At 64.5% G+C, this 20,029-nt stretch carries 17 protein-coding genes; 5 read left to right on the top strand and 12 right to left on the bottom strand.

The window, feature by feature from the left end; translation table 11 throughout:
* Positions 1–446: 446 nt before the first annotated feature.
* The gene (locus tag GD606_RS03370; RefSeq protein ID WP_163301982.1) at positions 447–1,433 is read left to right on the top strand and encodes a chemotaxis protein; all 987 of its coding nucleotides are present in this window, start codon (positions 447–449) and stop codon (positions 1,431–1,433) included.
* 91 nt (positions 1,434–1,524) lie between these two features.
* Here the strand turns inward: GD606_RS03370 and GD606_RS03365 are convergent, their stop codons facing one another.
* The 12 genes from GD606_RS03365 to GD606_RS03310 form a co-directional block, all read right to left on the bottom strand.
* Positions 1,525–2,169: a hypothetical protein gene (locus GD606_RS03365; RefSeq protein ID WP_163301983.1), complete on the bottom strand. Its 645-nt coding sequence runs from the start codon at positions 2,167–2,169 to the stop codon at positions 1,525–1,527.
* A 53-nt stretch (positions 2,170–2,222) separates the two neighbouring features.
* Positions 2,223–3,020, bottom strand: a complete 798-nt coding sequence (locus GD606_RS03360) for an ATP-binding cassette domain-containing protein (protein ID WP_163301984.1) — start codon at positions 3,018–3,020, stop codon at positions 2,223–2,225.
* On the bottom strand, positions 3,001–3,711 hold the full coding sequence (locus GD606_RS03355; protein ID WP_163301985.1) for a GTP-binding protein: 711 nt from the start codon (positions 3,709–3,711) through the stop codon (positions 3,001–3,003). Before GD606_RS03355 ends, GD606_RS03360 begins: the two co-directional genes overlap by 20 nt.
* Entirely contained in the window at positions 3,702–4,733 is a 1,032-nt protein-coding gene (locus GD606_RS03350) for an ABC transporter substrate-binding protein (RefSeq protein ID WP_163301986.1), read from the bottom strand. Before GD606_RS03350 ends, GD606_RS03355 begins: the two co-directional genes overlap by 10 nt.
* Before the next feature lie 334 nt (positions 4,734–5,067).
* Positions 5,068–6,396 carry an L-cysteine desulfidase family protein gene (locus GD606_RS03345; RefSeq protein WP_163301987.1) on the bottom strand — a complete coding sequence of 443 codons (1,329 nt, stop codon included), beginning with the start codon at positions 6,394–6,396 and terminating at the stop codon, positions 5,068–5,070.
* 386 nt (positions 6,397–6,782) lie between these two features.
* Complete coding sequence (locus tag GD606_RS03340) at positions 6,783–8,501, bottom strand: ABC transporter substrate-binding protein (protein ID WP_163301988.1); 1,719 nt, start codon at positions 8,499–8,501, stop codon at positions 6,783–6,785.
* Positions 8,502–8,622: 121 nt separating this feature from the next.
* Positions 8,623–8,901, bottom strand: coding sequence for a DUF2160 domain-containing protein (locus GD606_RS03335; protein WP_163301989.1), 279 nt, complete (start codon positions 8,899–8,901; stop codon positions 8,623–8,625).
* Positions 8,902–9,015: 114 nt separating this feature from the next.
* Positions 9,016–9,819: a carbohydrate ABC transporter permease gene (locus GD606_RS03330; RefSeq protein ID WP_163301990.1), complete on the bottom strand. Its 804-nt coding sequence runs from the start codon at positions 9,817–9,819 to the stop codon at positions 9,016–9,018.
* A complete protein-coding gene (locus GD606_RS03325; RefSeq protein ID WP_163301991.1) occupies positions 9,816–10,691 on the bottom strand; it encodes a carbohydrate ABC transporter permease in 876 nt (291 codons plus the stop codon). Before GD606_RS03325 ends, GD606_RS03330 begins: the two co-directional genes overlap by 4 nt.
* 57 nt (positions 10,692–10,748) lie before the next feature.
* A complete protein-coding gene (locus GD606_RS03320) occupies positions 10,749–11,843 on the bottom strand; it encodes an ABC transporter ATP-binding protein (protein WP_163301992.1) in 1,095 nt (364 codons plus the stop codon).
* Positions 11,844–11,866: 23 nt separating this feature from the next.
* Entirely contained in the window at positions 11,867–12,952 is a 1,086-nt protein-coding gene (locus tag GD606_RS03315; RefSeq protein WP_163301993.1) for an ABC transporter ATP-binding protein, read from the bottom strand.
* A gap of 328 nt (positions 12,953–13,280) precedes the next feature.
* The gene (locus tag GD606_RS03310; RefSeq protein ID WP_281362033.1) at positions 13,281–14,141 is read right to left on the bottom strand and encodes a DeoR/GlpR family DNA-binding transcription regulator; all 861 of its coding nucleotides are present in this window, start codon (positions 14,139–14,141) and stop codon (positions 13,281–13,283) included.
* 349 nt (positions 14,142–14,490) lie between these two features.
* Here GD606_RS03310 and glpA point away from each other — a divergent pair, with 349 nt between their 5' ends.
* From glpA to GD606_RS03290, 4 genes are all read left to right on the top strand, one after another.
* Positions 14,491–16,068 (top strand): anaerobic glycerol-3-phosphate dehydrogenase subunit GlpA, encoded by a 1,578-nt coding sequence (gene glpA, locus GD606_RS03305; RefSeq protein ID WP_163301994.1) that lies wholly within the window; start codon positions 14,491–14,493, stop codon positions 16,066–16,068.
* Complete coding sequence (glpB, locus tag GD606_RS03300) at positions 16,065–17,345, top strand: glycerol-3-phosphate dehydrogenase subunit GlpB (RefSeq protein ID WP_163301995.1); 1,281 nt, start codon at positions 16,065–16,067, stop codon at positions 17,343–17,345. Before glpA ends, glpB begins: the two co-directional genes overlap by 4 nt.
* 74 nt (positions 17,346–17,419) lie before the next feature.
* Complete coding sequence (locus GD606_RS03295; protein ID WP_163301996.1) at positions 17,420–19,159, top strand: 4Fe-4S dicluster domain-containing protein; 1,740 nt, start codon at positions 17,420–17,422, stop codon at positions 19,157–19,159.
* Positions 19,156–20,025 carry a CoB--CoM heterodisulfide reductase iron-sulfur subunit B family protein gene (locus GD606_RS03290; protein ID WP_163301997.1) on the top strand — a complete coding sequence of 290 codons (870 nt, stop codon included), beginning with the start codon at positions 19,156–19,158 and terminating at the stop codon, positions 20,023–20,025. The genes GD606_RS03295 and GD606_RS03290 overlap by 4 nt, the downstream gene beginning before the upstream one ends.
* The last annotated feature ends 4 nt before the right edge of the window (positions 20,026–20,029 follow it).

Here is a 20,029-nt window from a genome sequence, read left to right as displayed (position 1 = left end):
ACACAAAAAATACAGCCCGTGCCCGACGGACGTCCTCCCTGCGGTTGTCCTCGGCACTGAAAAGCTCTCCCCCATGTGATGGCACGGCTCCTCGCCGGGCATTGCGTGTTGGAACTCCCCCTCCCCGTCTTTCTGGTACCATTCCCCATGGCCTGGGGCAAAGTTCTTTTTTCATCACGGCCGGTCGGGACGCCGCCATATGCCGATTGGAGAAAATAAGTCTTTTTCAAGAAGAACGGATACGATAGCGTGACTGTCACAAAACCGGGGCATGGGATGGCTAGATTTTCTCTCCCGCCCGGCGTATGGGTGTTTGGAGACAGAATTCATCCGGGATAAATCCCGCTGCCTGTCCGTGCCTGACCCGCTATCTGATGGCGTAGGCCGGGACAGCGCCGCACGAGCCCCCCCCGGGGGCAAACACATGGGAGCGGAGCCAAACAACCATGTCGCAAACCAATATTTTGCTTGAAGCCGGAACAAACGAATTTGAAATCATTGAGTTTTACATAGATGAGCAGGCTCAGGGCGATGAAAAGCCCTATCGGGCCTATTTCGGCGTCAACGTGGCCAAGGTGCTGGAAATCATCCGTCTGCCCACGGTCACGGAGATGCCGCACATGCCGCACCCCAGCGTCATCGGCACGTTCAACCTGCGCTCCAGGGTCATTCCGCTCATCGACCTGAGCCTGTGGCTGGGCAAACCCATGGCCCGCACGGAGTCCACCAAGGTCATCGTGGCCGAGTTCAACAAGGTGGTCAACGCCTTCATGGTTTCGGGCGTCACCCGCATTCACCGCAAGAGCTGGAACGATGTGGAGCCGCCAAGCGGTTATACCGCGCAATTTGCGGCCCGAAACTTCACGGGCGTGGTCAAGTTCGAGGATCGCATCCTGCTGCTTCTGGATATGGAGCAGATCATCTGGGATTTGAACCCCGCCCTGGCCATCCGCATGGACCGCACCGGCCGCAAGGACGGCATGGTGGATCGCACCCACTACAAAACCCTGGTGGTGGACGATTCCAATTCCATTCGTCGATTGATCGTTTCCTACCTGGAGAAGGACGGCTTTTCCGTGGAGCAGGACATCAACGGCCAAAACGCCTGGAACAGGCTTACGGAATGGAAGCGTCTGGCTGCCGAACGGGGCGTGCCGCTTTCCGAATACGTGGATCTGGTGGTCACGGACCTGGAGATGCCGTCCATGGACGGCCATTCCTTGTGCAAAAAGATCAAGGACGACCCGGTGCTCAAATCCCTGCCGGTGATTCTTTTCTCCTCGCTGATCAACCACCAGCTCTACCACAAGGGCATTTCCGTGGGGGCCGACGACCAGGTGACCAAACCCGAGATCGCCACACTGGCCGACCGGGCCAAAAAGCTTATCGAGGGCGACCTGGACGGCATCCCGAAACGGATACTGACCGAATAGCCGCCCCCCCTCTCCCAACGCCAAAAACCGCCCGGAGCCACTGCCCGGACGGTTTTCCATGGTGCGCCGTTTCATGGCGGCGACAAGCGGATCATTTCCCCGACAGAGTCTTGCGCCACGCCTCCAGGGACACATCCGTGCCCTCCACCGGGTCGGTGACCAGCATCTCCCGGCTCAGGGCGTTGACCCGGAAGGTCCACAGCCGGGTGGTGTGGTCGCCCATGTCGTGGCCGAAATAGAAGTCGTAAAAGGCCTCGGCCGGGTTCGCGGCCAGGATATCCCGGTCGGGATGCCCTTCCAGCATGAGAAAGGCGTTTTTGTGGGCCTTCATCTCCTTTTGCACCTCGGGCAGGGCCAGAACAAGGGCCTCGGCCGCATCGGCCGAGACAAGCCGGGCATCGACGCCCGGGGCCTGATATTTCCCTTTGGCGTTTTGGACGAAGACCTCTCCGGTCACGGCGTCCACCCGCCAGGAGTCCGCCTTGCCGCCCTCCTCGTCCAGGCAGTCCGTGGCGTCCACCGTAAAGGCGAACCCCCGGTTTTTGTATCCCCCGGGGGTGATCTTCAGGCAGGCCGCAGAAATCGGATAGTAGGGCTTGGCCGCAAAAAAGTCCGTCAGGGCCTTTGCGGCCTGGTCCTGGGTCATTTCGGCGGCCAAGCCCCAGGACGGAACCCAGGCTCCGAAAAAAACCGCCAAAGCGGCCACGACCGCACAGGCCACGATACGACGGTACATCGCAGATCTCCTTGTGGTTCCATGCCGGAACGCGTTTGCGTCGTTGTCGGGAATCATGTGGCTTTCGAGCCGTCCACGGCCGCACCGCGGCGCAGGCGCTCCCGCACCCGGGAGATCTCCGTCTCCATGGCCGACAGCCTGGCCAGAACGCCCTCCTCCCGGCCGCTGCGCTCCACGACGGCCCGTACCGCGCCATGCTCGAAGACCAGTCGCCGATGCGCCGACAGGGCCAGGACCGGATCATGGGTGGCCATGACGATGATCTTGTCGCTTTGCACCAAAAGCTCCAGGGCCTTTTTCTTGTCCACCCCGGCGTTTTCGATCTCGTCGATGAGCAGCACCGGCGACCAGCTAAGGAGCGCCGTGTCCGCGATCATAAGCGCCCGCGACTGGCCGCCCGAAAGCTGGGTGAGCTGGATCTCCGGGGAAAACGGCTCCCCGGCCAGGGCATTGGCGGCGGCGAAGACACGGTCGGCCACATCTTTCGGGTCGGCCGCCCCCCGGCTTTCGGCGTGCGTGGTCAGAAAATCCAGCACCCCCATGTCCAGGACAAAGTTCATGTTCTGGGTGAGCTGGGCCACCAGCCTGCCCGTCAGGGCGAAACGCTCGTCCGCGTCCGGGGAACGTCCGTCGAGCAAGAGCGTGCGTCCGGTTGGGGTGTCGCCCTGGGCCATGGACTCGATGTCCGAGAGAAAACGGCTCTTGCCCGAGCCCGTGGGCCCCAGAAGCGCCGTGACCTGCCCGGCGGCAAACGACACGTCGCAAGCCTCGGGCCGCCCCGACTTGTCGCGTCCGGCGGTCAGGGTCATGGTCCGGGGCACGAAAACGCCCTCAATGATCGTCGTGGACATCGCCGCCTCCGAAACGGGCCTTTTTCACATTGCCCTTCTGGTAGCGCACGCCGATGCGGGTTTCGCTCAGGCAATAGGAGCAGACGGCGGCGGGCATGGAAAACCGCAGCTTCACGTCCGTGACCGAGGAAAGATCCGGGGCCTGCTCCATGATCCGGGCCAATTCGGCGCAGCCTTGGCCGGTTAGGCCGTTGACGTGGCGGATCACGGCCCGGCTGTTCATCTGGCGGATGCGGTGCCGGTACACCTCGCGTTCGGCCTGGGAGACCAGATCGCCCTTGGTGACCACCACGAGGTCGGCCAGCCGCAGCATGGGGCCGATCTTGGCCGGGGCGTCGATGCCCATGAGGTTGTCGATGACGCACAGCCCAAGGGCCCCGCGCAGATGCGGCGAGCAGCGGTTGCACAACCCGGCGGTTTCGATGACGAAGCATCCCGCGCCGGTTCCCATGGCCCAGGCAAAGGCCTCTTCCAGGTTCGAGGCATAAAAGTGGTCCGGGCACAGGCCGCCGGAAAAGACCACGGATACCGGCACACCGATCTCGCGGTAGATCTCCCCGTCGCGGCTTTGCAGGCAGTCGAACTTGACCACGGCGCAGGCCGTGCCCGCGTCCATGAGTGCCCGGCAGGCCTTGGACAATACGGCGGTCTTGCCGCAGGAGGGCGGCCCGGACACGGTGATCAGGCGCATGTCGCCTTCCGGACCATGTCCCGAAAAAGGGCGTTTAAGGTGTCGCGGCGCTCGGTGACGTCGTTGTCCTCGATCCAGTCCCAGCCCACCCACTTGAGACGGGCCTCGGGGGGAAGCCTGGCCGCCGCAGAAGCGGCCATGGGCGCAAACCAGGCCGCGCTGTCGATTCCCGCAAATCCGTCCCCGAAAAAGGCGATGACCTCGGCCAGACGCTCCCGCTCGCTTTTTTTGGCCAGAAAATACAACGGGCTCGACGCCGCGCCGTCGCGAGGCCAGACCACCCGCAGATGCGCCGGCCGGGTGACGGTCTCGGCGAAGAAGGCCGGGATGATATACACCGCCCCGGCCGACTCATCGCCGGACCCGGCGGATTTGACCATGGACGAGGAATGCATGAAGCCCTTGCAGTTAGCCGCCAGGGCGCGCAGTCCGTCCATGCCGAACTCTTTGTAGACGTTTAAAATCACGGCGTCGGCCATGTCGTCGCCGTCCCCGCACATGATGAGTTCGCCCTTGTAACGCGGATGCAGGACGTCTTCCCAGGCCTGCGGCACGGGCAGGCCGCCCAGGCGGCGGGTGTCCGCCAGAAAAAGGTAGGGGGTGACCCCGTAGAGGGTGTAATGGCCGCGCGGATCGAGGAGCCCGGCCTTTTCGTGCAGGGGGCTTAGGGGGGCCGCCGGGGCGGCGGCGAAAAGTCCGGCCCGCACGTGGCGGGAAACGAACTCCCGCCGCCAGAAATCCCCGAACCCGATGGAGCCGATGACCCCGGGCAGCCGATCCGGGTCGGATTCGCGGTAGATGGGATCGTAGGGGTCCACGGAGGTGCAGCCCATGGGGATATGCACCGTGAGTTCCCGGCCGCGCCGGGCATGGTCGGCGGCAATGCGGTCGATGCCGTCCTTCACCACCAGCTTCACCGGGCAGGGCGCGTAGAGCAACAGATCGACGGGGGCATCCGCAGATGCGGCGTCCTCTTCCGCCATGTCGCGCACGGAGCGCATCAGTTCGTCAAGGGCTTTCATGGTCTTTTGGCCAACCTCCGTGGTGAGGGGAAATGCAAAAACGTCGGGTCAGGCTACAGTTTTGCATGATGGCGGACAAGCAGCCTCCGGGCCGGGGCCGGGGAAACTCCCGCCAGACACCCGCCTCGGGCCGTTTCCCGGAATGTTTTGATCCCACGCGGCGACCGGGCCGGGACTCTCCAAGGGCAGCAAAGCAACCCCCGTGCCATGGGAACAGGCCCCAGGCGGCGTGAACGCCAGAAGTCAGACGATACTCGCGCTACGCAGGCCGAGGCGGGTATCCGTAAGATCGAGAAGAACCCCGGTATCTCCGCGAAAAAAACGACGATGCGGGTTAGACCTGTTTGTGCAGCATGATGTCCAGGATCACCGGATCAAGACCGCACAGGCCTTTTTTGGCGATGATTCCCAGGTTGCGCATGGTCTGTTCCGGGGATTTGTCCACCACCCCGTCTGTGGCCCGCACGATGCAGCCCGACAGGGCCAGAAGGCCGTTTTTGACCGCAGCTGCCGCCATCTCCCCGACCTTGAGGGCGCAACTGGTCTTGGCCCCGTCGCAGGCCACGGGGCAAAAGGCCGCGATGTGGTTTTTGATGGCCCCGCCGATCTTCTCCATCGTCCCTCCGAACAGATAGGCCGTGGCGGCGGCCACGCCCGCCCCGCCCGCCATGCCGCTGCCGCACAGCGCTGAGAGCCGCCCCACCCCGGCCTTGATGGAACAGGTGATGAGGTAGCTTAGCATGACCGCCCGCACCGCAAGGGTCTGGTCCTCCATGTCCGCATACTGGGCCACGGTGACCACCGGAATGCCCGCCGCAATGCACTGGTTGCCCGACCCGGCCAGGGTCATGGCCGGAAGCGGCGCCCCGCCCATGCGGGAATCAATGCCCGAGGCCGTGCGCACCCCGGCCCAGACCACCATGTCCTTCTTGACAAGGCCCTGGCGGATGAGCCCAAGCTGGGTGCGGCCTACGGCGATGCCCGGACCGTGGGCCAGGCCATATTCCACCAGGGCCTCGTTTAAGGCCAGGCCCTCGCGCACGTATTCCAGGTCCGCGCTGTCCATCTCGTCCACCAGGGTGACCAGTTCCGGCACAGTCATGCCCAGCAGCCATTCTTCCAGGGCCACCAGCCCGGAGTCCGAGGACGATGGCCCGGAATTCTCGTCGCAGCCCATCTCCCGTCCGTCCAGGCCCCGGGAGGCCACATGGTCGTGGCGGCCCGAGACCACGGCCCAGGCCGTGTGCTCTCCGGCGGTGATGGCGACCTTGACGTAAAGGCCCGTGGTCTCCGGAGCGATTCCTGCCGTGACCTTGCCCTGGCGCACCAGGGCCTGGGCTTTTTCCAGGTCGTCCGGGGTCACGGTGGAAAAGATCTGGAGCCTCTGGGACGGCTCCCCGGCCACGGCCCCCAGGGCGGCGGCCAGGGGAATGCCCGCCTCGGAGTTGGCGTTGGGGATGCTCACGCCCATGGCGTTTTTATAGATGTTGGGATCGGTCATAACGACAATGGCGTCGGGCTCGCGGGATTGCAGGATGGCGGCGGCCACGGCGGCGCACAGGCCGATGGCGGCGGGCTCGGTGCAACCCAGGCCGGGGTCGGTTTCCAGGCGCAGAAGCTGCCAGGCCTTGTCGTGCAGGATGTCTTTCAGGCTGAAACCCATGTTGGCTCCTTGAACGTGGTTGGGGCGGAATCCGAAATGGGAGGCTGTCGTCTCCGACGCCCCGCCCGGGCGGATATGTATCCCAAGACTCCGGCAGACAACAACATCCCACGAACCAGATACCTGAAAAGTTTTCACCCAATGCAATGCGCACGCCACCCGCCGGGCGGGTTGGCTAGACCGTCAGCCAGCGGTCTTCGAGGCTTTCCGGGATGCTGCCGAGCCGTCCCTGGCGGCGACGGGCTTTGGTTGACGCGAACGAGACATGCGTCATCGATCTGGTCGCAGACCTTGGTCGTTGCCTGAAGCGGGATGGAGGCTGGCGACAAACAAACGGCGCGCCCCGAAGGACGCGCCGTCATGCAAGTCATGTCGTGCGGGCGTGCTTACTTCACGCGGCCTTCACGCCAGGCCTTGATCAGCTGGTCGTAGTCAACGGTTTCGCCCTTGGGCTTTTCGTTGGCCAGCTTGGGCTTGGGGGCGCCGGGCTGGGCGAACCAGTAGTCCGCGCCCTTTTCGGGGTTCAGCTTCGGGGCGCATTCGCCCTGGACATTGGCGCGCTCCAGGCGGGCCAACACCTTGTCCTGGGCCTCGGCCAGATTGTCCATGGCCTTTTGCGGGGTGACCTCTCCGGAGAGGGTCTCGCCGATGTTCTGCCACCACAACTGGGCCATCTTCGGGTAATCCGGCACGTTGGTGCCGGTGGGGGTCCAGGCCACGCGGGCCGGGCTCTTGTAGAACTCCACCAGACCGCCGAGCTTGGGCGCGATCTTGGCCATGGCCTCGGAGGTCACGTCGGAGTTACGGATGGGGGTAAGCCCCACGATGGTCTTTTTCAGCGAGGTGGTCTTGGCCACGCAGAACTGGGCGTACAGCCAGGCGGCCTTCATGCGGTCGATGGGGGTGCTTTTCAGGAACGTCCAGGAACCGCAATCCTGGTAGCCGAGCTTCATGCCTTCTTCCCAGTACGCACCGTGGGGGGACGGGGCCATGCGCCACTTGGGCGAGCCGTCGGCGTTGACCACGTCAAGCCCGGGCTTGACCATGTCGGCGGTGAAGGCCGTGTACCAGAAGATCTGCTGGGCGATATGCCCCTGGGCGGGAACCGGGCCGGACTCGTAGAAGGTCATGCCCAGGGCTTCGGCCGGAGCGTACTTCTTGAGCCATTCCATGTACTTTTCCATGGCGTAGACAGCGGCCGGGCCGTTGGTGGCGCCGCCGCGGGAGACGCTGGAGGCCACGGGACGGCAGCCATCCACGCGGATGCCCCACTCGTCCACGGGCTTGCCGTTGGGCAGGCCCTTGTCGCCGGTACCGGCCATGGACAGCCAGGCGTCGGTGAAGCGCCAACCGAGGTCGGGGCTCTTTTTGCCGTAGTCCATGTGGCCGTACACGCGCTTACCGTCGATTTCCTTCACCTTGTCGGTGAAGAATTCGGCGATGTCTTCGTAGGCGGACCAGTTGACCGGCACGCCCAGCTCATAGCCGTAGATTTCCTTGAACTTGGCCTTGAGGTCGGGGCGCTGGAACCAGTCGTACCGGAACCAGTACAGGTTGGCGAACTGCTGGTCCGGGAGCTGATAGAGCTTGCCGTCCGGGCCGGTGGTGAAGGAGGTGCCGATGAAATCCGGCAGATCCAGGGTGGGCAGGGTCACGTCCTTGCCCTCGCCCGCCATGAAATCGGTCAGAGAGACCGCATGGCCGTAGCGGAAATGGGTGCCGATCAGGTCGGAGTCGTTGATCCAGCCGTCGTAGATGTTCTGTCCCGACTGCATCTGGGTCTGGATCTTCTCGATGACGTCGCCTTCCTGGATGAGATCATGGGTCAGCTTGATGCCCGTGATCTCGTAAAAGGCCTTGGCCAGGGTCTTGGATTCGTACTCGTGGGTGGTGATGGTTTCCGAGACAACCTTGATCTCCATGCCCCGGAAGGGCTTGGAGGCCTTGATGAACCATTCGAGCTCTTTGAGCTGCTCTTCCTTGGACAGGGTGGACGGCGTGAATTCCTGATCCACCCATTTTTTGGCCGCCTCCATGTACTTGGCGTCGTCGTCAGCCGCCGCCAGGCCCGTGACCATAAAAAGCATCACGGCGAGGAAGCCCATGCACAGCGAGGCCTTCCCCAATCTGCCACGTCGTAATCCTCTCATCTGCCGTACCTCCGGTTAAACGTTTCCTGCCGCTCCACATCGCAAAACGTCTGTCCAGGCCAGGCGAAACCGGGGCTCATCCGAAACGCAGGACGCCGCCGAGAAAGGCCAGGGCCAGGGCCAGGGCATACCAGAGACTGACTTCGGAAAGGCCGATGAAGGCCAGTAAAATATAGCATCCGCCGAGAAGCCCGACGAAAAGCCGGTCTCCCCGGGTGGTGGCCATGGGCAGAAACCCCTTGCGCTCGACGGTGGGCGAGAGCACCTGCCACACGGTCATGACGGCCAGGGTGCAGCCTATGAAGATGAAAAAATAGGCCGTGATGGGGGTCCATTCCATCCAGGTGAGATCCATTCCCCGCACTCCTTCGTTACGCGCTCAGGACAAATGGCCTGATCCACTCGTTTCCATGTCTGCGGCCGCCGCACAGCCTCGCCGCAAACCGTCTCCATTCCCCGCCGCGGCGGATCAGACCCGGCCCAGGGCGAAGCCCTTGGCCATGTAGTTGCGCACGAACCAGATCACGATGGCCCCGGGGATCATGGTCAAAACCCCGGCGGCGGCAAGGCCCCCCCAGTCCATGCCTGCGGCGCTGATGGTCCGGGTCATGGTGGCGGCGATGGGCTTGGCGTTGACCGTGGTCAGGGTCCGGGCCAGAAGCAGTTCCACCCAGGAGAACATGAAGCAGAAAAAGGCCGTGACGCCGATGCCGGCCTTCACCAGGGGGATGAAGATGGTGAAGAAAAACCGGGGAAAGCTGTAGCCGTCGATAAAGGCCGTCTCGTCGATCTCCCGGGGGATGCCGGACATGAATCCTTCCAAAATCCAGACCGCCAGGGGCACGTTGAACAGGCAATGGGCCAGGGCCACGGCGATGTGCGTGTCGAAAAGGCCCACGGTCTGGTAGAAGTTGAAAAAGGGCAGCAAAAAAACGGCCGGGGGGGACATGCGGTTGGTCAGAAGCCAGAAGAACATGTGTTTGTCGCCCAGAAACCGGAACCGCGAAAAGGCGTAGGCTGCGGGCAGGGCCACGGACAGGGAGATGACCGTGTTTAAGACCACGTATTTGATGGAGTTGATGTAGCCCATGTACCAGGAACTGTCGGTGAATATCATCCGGTAGTTGGCCATGGTGAAGTCGTCAGGAAGCATGCTGAAGCCGCCGAGGATCTCCTCGGTGGTCTTAAACGACATGTTCACCAGCCAATAAATGGGCAGAAGAAGAAATCCCAGATACAGGAGCAGCACGATCTGACGGCCGTTCACCTTCATTTCGCCACTCCTTTTCCGAGGTTGGTGATCACGGTGTAGAAGATGTAGCTTAAGAGCAAAATGACCAGGAAGTAGATGAGCGAGAACGCCGCCGCCGGTCCCAGATCGAACTGGCCGATGGCCATTTTGGTGAGGAACTGGCTCAAAAACGTGGTGGAGTTGCCGGGGCCGCCGCCGGTCAGGACGAACGGCTCGGTATAAATCATGAAGCTGTCCATGAAGCGTAAAAGCACCGCGATCATGAGCACGCCGCGCATTTTGGGAAGCTGGATGAACCGGAACACGGCCCAGCGCGAGGCCCCGTCGATCTTGGCCGCCTGATAATAGGCCTCGGGGATGGCCTGGAGCCCGGCGTAGCACAAAAGAACCACCAGCGGCGTCCAGTGCCAGATGTCCATGATGACCACCGTCAGCCAACTGTCCATGGGATCGGCGGTGTAGTTGTAGGGAATGCCCAGAAGTTCATTTATGGTCATCCCGGACAGGCCAATGTCGGGGCGGGAAAAGACCACCCAGATGGTGCCGACCACGTTCCAGGGGATGAGCAGCGGCAGGGCCAAAAGAACCAGGCAGGCCGAGACGGTCCAGCCCTTGGAGGGCAGGGTCAGGGCCACGGCGATCCCCAGGGGGATCTCGATGGCCAGCACCGTGAAGGAATAGATCAACTGGCGCAGGAAGGCCTCATGCAGCCTGGGGTCGTGCAGCACCTCGCGATACCATTCGGGGCCGACGAAAATCCCCTGCCCCGGGGCCATGATGTCCTGAACCGAATAATTGACCACGGTCATAAGCGGTATGATGGCGCTAAAGGCCACCACTAAAAAGACCGGCAAGACCAGAAACCAGGCCTTGTTGTCGTCCCACTTCTCCACGTCGTCCCTCTCTTCGAGTTGTGAATCCCAAAAACGCGCACTGGACCACGCGGCCGTCTATTTCAAAAGCCGTCCATCGGCGAAAATCCTGGTCCACTCGTGGGGGAAGACCGCCTTGGCCGCGAGCGTGGGGATGGCCCGGCCCTCGGGTACCCGGGCCTTGACGATCACGTCCCCCATGGCGGCGGTGACGATGCGGCAATCCCCCTGGTCTTCCACCAGATTGATCCTGGCCGCGACGCCGTGATCGACCCCGGCGTCCAAAAGGCCCAGGTACATGGGCCGGATGCCGAGTTCGAGTTTCGCCCCGGCTGCGGCTGCGGCCCGGGCCTTTTCGGCCAGGGCCGGGGCCAGGGGGATGCGGGAGGCGCCGGTCAGCGCCGTCTCGCCGTCCACGGTCACGGGCAGAAGGTTCATGCCGGGGCTGCCGATGAAATAGCCCACGAAGGTGTGCTCAGGGTTTTCGAAAAGATCCTGGGGCGTGCCGACCTGCACGATTTCCCCGTCGTACATGACCACCACCTGATCGGCGAAGGTCATGGCCTCCACCTGGTCGTGGGTCACATAGATGAGGGTGAGCTTGAAACGGTCATGGATTTCTTTGAGCTTGCGGCGAAGCTGCCACTTGAGATGCGGGTCGATGACCGTCAGCGGCTCGTCGAACAGGATGGCCGCCACGTCGCTGCGCACCAGCCCCCGGCCAAGCGAAATTTTCTGTTTGGCGTCGGCGGACAGGCCGCTGGCCGTTTGGTCCAGCACGGGCACAAGGTCCAGGGCCTCGGCCACCTCCATGACCCGCGTGGCGGTGTCTGCGGGCGACACGCCCCGGTTGCGCAGGGGGAAGGCCAGGTTCTCGCGCACGGTCATGGTGTCGTAGAGCACCGGGAACTGGAACACCTGGGCGATGTTGCGTTTTTCCGGCGGCAGGCGGGTGACGTCGGTCTCGCCGTACAGCACCCGGCCCTGGCTGGGAACCAAAAGGCCGGAGATGATGTTTAAAAGCGTGGTCTTGCCGCACCCCGAGGGGCCAAGCAGGGCATACGCCCCGCCGTCGTCCCAGACGGTATCGATGCGCTTGAGGGCATAGTCGTCCGGGCCTGCGGGATGCGGCCGGTAGCTGTGAGCCAGGTCGTCGAGAACGATGCGGGCCATGAAAACGTACCTCGTTGGCGGAATTACACGTCTTCGAACAGGGGCGCACGCACCAGGGCGCCGTCCCGGTCGAAGATATAGAACTTGCGGGGACGCACGAAAAACGGAATGGCCTCGCCGATGCGGCGCTGGTGGACGCCCTCTTCCTGGACCACCAGCGGATGGCCGTTGTAGGTCATGTGGATGAAGGTCTCGGAGCCGTTGATCTCGGCCAACTCCACCCGGCCGTGCAGCTCGATGTCCCGGGGATGCTGGCGGCGTAAAAACAGGTGGTGGGAGCGCACCCCGAAAAAGTAGTCGCCAGGGGGCAGGTCGGCGAGATGTCCGTCCAAAGGCACGGACAACCCGTCGCCCAGATGGGCCATGGCCTGGTCCGCCCGCGTGCGCAGGATGTTGATGGGCGGATCGCTTAAAATCTCGGCCACCTTGACCGATGCCGGACAGCGGTAAACCTCCTCGGCCCGGCCGGTCTGGAGCACGCGGCCCTCGTGCAGGACCACCAGGTTGCCGCCGAGCATGAGCGCCTCGGAGGGTTCCGTGGTGGTGTAGACCACGATGGAGTCCCGCTTGCTGAAAATTTCCCGCAATTCGGTGCGCAGTTCTTCGCGCAGCTTGTAGTCCAGGTTGACCAGAGGTTCGTCCAGCAGCAAAAGCGAGGCGTCCTTGACCAGGGCCCGGGCGATGGCCGTGCGTTGCTGCTGCCCGCCGGACAGTTCCTGGGGCAGGCGCTCCAGAAAAGGATCGATGTGCAACACGGCCGCCACCTCGCGCACCCGGGCCGCGATGTCGGCCTTGGCCATGCCGGCCAGTTTGAGCGGCGAGGCGATGTTGTGGAAGACCGAAAGCGATGGATAATTGACGAACTGTTGGTAAACCATGGCCACGTTGCGCTTGCGAACGGAAACGCCGGTCATGTCCTTGCCGTTCTCGGCGATGCTGCCGCGCGAGGGACGGTCGAGTCCGGCCATGATGCGCAAAAGCGTGGTCTTCCCGGCCAGGGTGCGGCCCAGGATGACGTTTTGCGACCCGGATTCGAGTTGCAGATTGATGTCGGAGAGATATGTCTCCCGCCCGACACGCTTGTCGACTTTCGAGATTGAAAAACTCATCCCCGGCTCCCCGCCTTCGCCTATTGTGGGGGCGAACATCTTAAAATAACGTATTATTTCAAATAGTGAAGACTCGGTTTCGAAAAAAGGGAATAGCAGCTTCAGGGTTTTTTCTCAAGCGAAAAAAGAAATGTTTTTGTAACAAACCGAAAATAAATGCCATCTCATTGGAGGGATTGAAAGAATTGTGCGCCCTGCGGCATGCGGGGGGAGGCGGCCGGAATGCCCTCCCCGGCCCGTGGCAGGCGTCTGGACATCGAAAGGGAATGCGGCCGGGCCCGCCCGGGGGCCAATCCAAGAGGGAGGCCGGACGGCGGCGCGCCCGGAATCAGTCCTGGTCGGCCACGTAATAGCTCACGTCGGCGGCCTCAAGCTTTTCGCGCAGGGCCGTGGGCGGCATGGCGTCGGTGAAAAGCGCGTCGATCTCGGTGATGTCCGCCAGGCGGACCATGGCGTTGCGGCCGAACTTGGTGTGGTCGGCCACCAGGAAGGTCTTGCGGGAGTTGTCGATGATGGCCCGGGCGGCGCGCACCTCGCGGAAGTCGAAGTCCAGAAGGGTTCCGTCCAGGTCGATGCCGGAGATGCCGATAATGCCGTAATCCACTTTGAACTGCTGGATGAAATCGATGGTGGCTTCGCCGATGATGCCGCAGTCGCGGTGGCGGATGAGCCCCCCGGCGATGATCGCCTCCACGTTGTCGTATCCGGCCAGGATGCCGGCCACGTTTAAGTTGTTGGTGATGACCCGCAGGCGTTGGTGGCTGTGCAGGGCCCGGGCCACCTCCTCGGTGGTGGTGCCGATGTTGATAAAAAGCGAGGCATGGTCCGGGATGTGGGCGGCGACCATGGCTGCGATGCGGCATTTTTCCTGGCGGCACAGTACTTTGCGGTCGGAATAGGCCAGGTTTTCGGTGCTCGACTCCAGGCCCGCGCCGCCATGATAGCGATGCAAAAGACCTTCCCGGGTCAGCATGTTGATGTCCCGGCGAATGGTCTGGGGCGTGACCTGAAAGGTCTTGGCCAGGGCCTCTATGGTGGCGAATCCCTTTTCGCGCACCGTGGCCAGGATTTTCTCCTGGCGTTTTTTCACCGAGGCGGACTTTCCCGTGGAGTCCGGGACGGTCATCGCTGCCTGCTCTTCGTGCGCCACCGCATGCTGCTCCTCGTGTTCCCGCTCCCGATGTGCCATGTTCGGATTCCCCGGATCGGGCGCAACCCCGCGATCCATTTTCGTTTTTGAAAAAAGTTTACGCGACTTTGTTGTTATTGGAAAAAAATGGTGACAAAAATCCGCTTCTCGGCTATTTTGTGACAGGTTTATGTGCGTGATGACAACATCCTTTTCATCATGTGCGTATCACTGCGTTTTTCTTTTCACAAGGGTAAACTGAAATCGGGGACCATCCCATGCCGGACCCCCCGGCGGCCGTCCCCGCTTCGGACGGCGGCCTCCCCCCAAGAAACCGTCGCGATCGGGCCTGTCCCGGTCGCGACGGGGGCCGCCGATACACGACATCTTTCTTCCAAGGAGAACCGGAGTGCGGACCACCGTGCTCATTATTGGAGGCGGCGTCACCGGCGCGGGACTTGCCCGCGATCTGGCGTTGCGCGGCGTGGCCTGCGTCCTGGTGGACAAACAGGACGTCAACGCCGGGGCCTCGGGCGGCAACCACGGTCTGCTGCACAGCGGCGCGCGCTATGTGGGCTCGGATCCCCTGGCCGCCCGGGAGTGTCGCGAGGAAGGCGAGATCCTGCGCCGCATCGCCCCCCACTGCGTCGAGGACACCGGCGGGCTTTTCGTGGCCGTCTCCGGCGACGACGAGGCCTACGTGGCCGATTTTCCCGACCTGTGCGCCAAAAGCGGCATCGCCGCCAGCCGCCTGGACGCGAAAACCGCCCGGGACATGGAGCCCGCCCTGTCCGACCGGCTGATTGCCGCCTATGCCGTGGCCGACGCCTCGGTCGATCCCTTCAAGCTTTCCCTGGACAACATCGGCCAGGCCATGGCCCACGGGGCGCGTTTTCTGCCCTGGACCCAGGTGGTGGGCTTTCGCCTGAATGCGGGCCGCATCCGGGCGGCGACCCTGCGCGACGCGGCGAACGGCCGGGAATACGAGCTTGAAGTCTCCCTGGTCATCAACGCCGCCGGGGCCTGGGCCGGACGGGTGGCCGCCCTGGCCGGGCCGCACGTGGATCTGGTTTTTTCCAAGGGGACGCTGCTGGTCACCCAAAGCCGCATCACCGACCGGGTCATCAACCGCCTGCGCCCGGCCACGGATGCGGACATCCTGGTGCCGGGCGGCACGGTGTCCATCCTGGGCACCACCTCCGTGCGCATCCCCGACCCCGACGACTGCCGTCCCACCATCGCCGAGGTGGACCAGATCATCGACGAGGGCGCGGCCATGGTCCCGGAACTCAACGCCACCCGCTATATCCGGGCCTATTCAGGGGTGCGGCCGCTTTTCGGCAAGACCAGCGCCGGAAGCGGCGACCGGGCCGTGAGCCGGGGATTCGCCCTTCTGGACCATGCCCGGGACGGCGTGGAGAATTTCGTGACCATCACCGGCGGCAAACTCACCACCTACCGGCTCATGGCCGAAAAGGCCGCCGATCTGGTGTGCGCCAAGCTCGGGGTGGACGCGCCCTGTCTCACGGCCACCACGGTCATGCCCCCGTACGCGGGCGGCCGCTGGACCGAGCCGGGACTGGCCCCGAAAAAATGGCTCAAGGCCACGGACCCCACGGACGCCATCCTGTGCGAATGCGAAATGGTCTCCAAAAGCGTGGTGGATGACATCGTGCGCACCATGCCCGCCGCCTCCCCGGGAACCACGCTTTTGTCCATCGGCCTGCGCAGCCGCATCGGCAAGGGCCCCTGCCAGGGCGGTTTTTGCAGTCTCCGGGTCGCAGCCCACCTCTACGACACGGAGGTGGTGCGCGGCGACCAGGGACTGTGCGAGATCCGCCGGTTTCTCGACGAACGCTGGCGGGGCGTGCATCCCATCCTGTTCGATTTTCCCCTCATGCAGGCCGAATTCCAGGAGGCCGTGCATTGCGGGCTGTTCGGCCTGGAACTGGTCCCGGGGGACGAGACCTGGAAGGAGGACGCATGACCGCGCCAACGCCGCCCCGCCACGACGTGGACCTCCTGGTCATCGGCACGGGACTGGCCGGCATGGCCGCCGCCGCCATGGCCATCCGGCGCGGCCTGTCCGTGGCCCTGGCCGGGGCCCCGGGCGAAAGCCTGTTCGCCAGCGGCCTGTTGGATCTTTTGGCCGTGCATCCAATCAAGGACCGCCGTCTGTGGGACGACCCGTTCGCGGCGCTCACCGCCCTGGCCGCCGACGAGCCGGACCACCCCTACGCCAAACTGTCCCGTCCGGACATCGAGGCCGCCTTCGCCGCCTTCACCGCCTTTCTGGGGGAGATCGGCCTGGACTATCACGGCCACGACGGGAAAAACGCCATGGTCCTGACCCCCGTGGGTACGGTCAAGCACACCTACCGGGTTCCGGCCGGGATGTGGGCCGCCGACCACGGCATCCGGCGCACGCCCCCGGCCCTTATCGTGGATTTCGAAGGATTCAAGGGATTCAGTTCCGCCCAGATCGCCCAGACGGCCGGGGTTTTCTGGCCGGGGCTGGCCCATGTGCGACTGCCCTTCCCCGGCGGCCGCCCGGCCCTCTATCCGGAACCCATGGCCCTGGCCCTGGAATCCCAAAAAAACCGCGAGGAGCTGGCCAGGGCCCTTTCTCCCCACCTTCGGGGCAGGGAGATGGTCGGCTTTCCCGCCGTGCTCGGCATCTACCGCACCCGGGAGACCCTGGCCGCCCTGACCGGGCTTTTGGGCATGCCGGTGTTCGAGATTCCCACCATCCCCCCGGCGGTCACCGGCCTCCGTATGAAGGCCGCCTTTGAGGAGGCCATGGTCCGGATGGGGGTGGCGACGTTTTTTCAAAAGCTGGTGCTTGGGGTGCGCGCCGAATCGGGCGGCTTTGCCTGCGACGTGGGCTGGAATGCGCCGGAGGCCGAGGTCCGGGCCAGGGGCGCGATTCTGGCCACGGGCCGCTTTTTCGGCAAGGGCCTTGTGCCCCATCGCAAGGGCGTGATCGAGTCCGTGTTCGGCCTGCCCGTGGTGCAGCCCGCCTCGCGCTCGGCGTGGCATGGCGAACACATGTTCGATCCGGCCGGTCACGGCATAAACCGGGCCGGGCTGGCTACGGACAGCCGCTTTCGGCCCCTGGGGAGCGATGGACAGGCCGCTTTCGACAGCCTGTACGCCGTGGGCTCCATCCTGGCCGGGCACGACTGGACCCGCCAGAAGTGCGGCGCGGGCCTGGCCCTGGCCACGTCCTATGCCGCCGTGGAGGACTTTGCCGGTCGGCGTTAGGGCGTAGCGACTAAGGCGGTCTGGCCTGCGAGGCATCCGTGGCCGTTTGCGCGGGCCGTTTCCCGGGAGCGTCCATGAGTTTTTTCGCCATGATCCTGTGGGCCTGTCTGGCCGTGTGCCTCGGGGGCGCGGCATGGCGCATGGGCCGCTGGCTGGCCCCGGACCCATCCCTGGCCGTCCCCGGCCTGCCGCCGTCGCGGGCCCTGGCCGCCCTGTTGCGCTCCCTTTCCTGGCGCGAGGCGGTTTCCGCCGCCCCCCGGCTGGGGCTTACCTTCCTGATCGACATCCTGCTCCAGGGCCATCTTTTGCGCAAAGGCAGCCTGTGGCGCTGGATCATGCATTTCGCCCTGTTCGCCGGATTTTCCGGCCTGCTTTTTTTTCATGCCCTGGAAAATTTCATCTCCCGGCCGCTGTTCCCGGGCTACGAGCCCACCCTCGACCCCTGGCAGTTTCTGCGCAACCTCTTTGGGGCCATGGTCGCCCTGGGCCTTGGCATCGCCCTGAGCCGCCGCCTCTTTGTGCGCGACATGCGGCGCACCTCGCGCTTTGAGGACTTCTTCACCCTGGGGGTGATCGGCCTGATCATCGCCTCGGGATTTTTCCTGGAGGGGACCAAGATGGTCTCCCCGGCCGCCTTCGAGCGCATGGCCACCGACTATTATCCCACGCCCGACGCCGCCGACCTGACCGCCCTGCGCGCCTATTGGGCCACGGAAGGCGGCATGGCCTTTCCGGTTGCTCGCCTGCCCCGGGAGGCCGCCACCCCGGAGAACCTGGAAAAGGGACGCCAGATATCCGAAATGTCCTGCGCCCCGTGCCATTCCCCGCCCGGATCGGCCTTCGTGTCCGCCCCCCTGTCGCGCGTCCTGTCGCGCCTTCAGGGCCCGGCCGGGGCCGGACTGACGAACGCCCTGTGGTGGGTCCATGTTCTGGCCTGCCTGTTCGCCCTGGCCTGGCTGCCCTTTGGAAAACTCTTCCACATCCTGTCCACCCCCGTGGGCATCCTGCTACGCGGCCTTGATCCCGGGGAGGAGGCCGCCCGGCCGAACGCTTCGGCCCCGCTGGCCCGGGCCGTGGGCCTGGACGCCTGCACCCACTGCGGCATCTGCAGCCGCCATTGCAGCGTGCTGCCGACTTTTTTGGCCCTTGGCACGCCGGAGATCCTGCCTTCGGAGAAGCTTTTGTCCATGCGCCGCCTGGCCGGAAAATCGGGAAAGCTCACCCCGGCCGCCCTGGCCGCCTTCTCCGAGGGCGGCTTCGTGTGCACCGAGTGCATGCGCTGCACCGTGGTCTGCCCCTCGCGCATCAACCTGCAGGATCTGTGGCTGGTCTCCAAACGGGAGGCCGCCCGGCTGGGCCATCCGGAACTGGCCGTACGCCTGCGCAGCTACGGTCCAGAGGTCTGGGAGAAGCTGGCCCGGCGGGCCCGGCCCGTGGCCAGAACCCTGGCCGCCTCCCCCTCGCTCCTGGACAACCCCGAGACCTTCGCCCACTGCGTGCAATGCTCGATGTGCACCGGGGTGTGCCCCATATTCCGCCTGCCGGACATCCCGGCCGCCGAGGTGGACGTCAGCCCCCACCAGCTCATGAATCTGGTGCGCATGGGCCTTGCCGAGCACGCCTTGTCGGCCAATTTTCTATGGAACTGCACCACCTGCTACAAATGCCAGGAACACTGTCCCCAGGGCATCCGGGTGGCCGACGTGCTCTACGAACTGCGCAACCTGGCCCACGCCAGGGTGGAGGCGGCGGCCCGGGCCGGGCTTTTGGACGATGGCGGGTTGCGCGATCCGAAAACGGGAGGCCGCCCATGACCTATGCCTGGTTTCCCGGCTGCCGCATTCCGTTTCATCTGCCCGGCTACGGACGCCAGTCCCTGGCGGTGCTGGCCGCCCTGGGGGTGCGTCCCGTGGAGATGGAATTCAACTGCTGCGGCTATCCCGTGCGCCACCAGAGCCTTTTCGCCTCGGTACTCTCGGCGGCCCGGGCCATGGCCGTGGCCACCAGGGCCGGGCATGACATCCTGACCCCTTGCAAATGCTGCTTCGGCCATCTGCGCTTCGCCCAGGCCGCCCTGTCCGAGCGCCCGGACCTGCGGGCTGCGGTCACGGACGCCCTGCGGCCCGAGGGCCTGCGCCACGACCCGGACCTGACCGTGACCCATCTGCTGCCGGTCCTTGCCCGGGAGGTGGGCCTTGCGGCCGTCGGGAAGGCCGTGATCCGCCCTCTGCCGGGCATTCGCGCGGCGGCCCACTACGGCTGCCATGCGCTCAGGCCGTCCCCGGCGACCCGGTTTGACGACCCCCTGTCCCCCACGATTTTTGAGGATCTGCTTCGGACTCTGGGCTGCGTCCCCGTGTCCTGGACGCTTCGCCTGGAGTGCTGCGGACAGCCCTTGGCCGGGAAAAACGACCGCCTGGCCATGGCCCTGGCCCGCAGCAAATACGATTCGGCCCTTGCCGCCGGGGCGGACGTCCTGGTCACGGCCTGCACCTATTGCCAGATGCAGCTTGGGGCCCAGGCCCTGTCCTGCGAGATGGCCGCCCCGGGCAAGGGCGGATCGCCGCCGCCTAAGCCGGAACCGCCCCTGCCCGTGACCCCCGTGTCCGACCTTTTGGGCGCGGCCATGGGACTGTGGCCCCTTGGGGACCGCCTCGCGCCGCCAAAGGCCGGAGGCTGATCCC

Origin of the sequence: Desulfolutivibrio sulfodismutans DSM 3696 (genome assembly GCF_013376455.1) — a bacterium.
Lineage (GTDB): Bacteria > Desulfobacterota > Desulfovibrionia > Desulfovibrionales > Desulfovibrionaceae > Desulfolutivibrio > Desulfolutivibrio sulfodismutans.
Note: the sequence above shows the minus strand (reverse complement) of the source record. Positions and strands in the feature narration are given on the sequence as shown.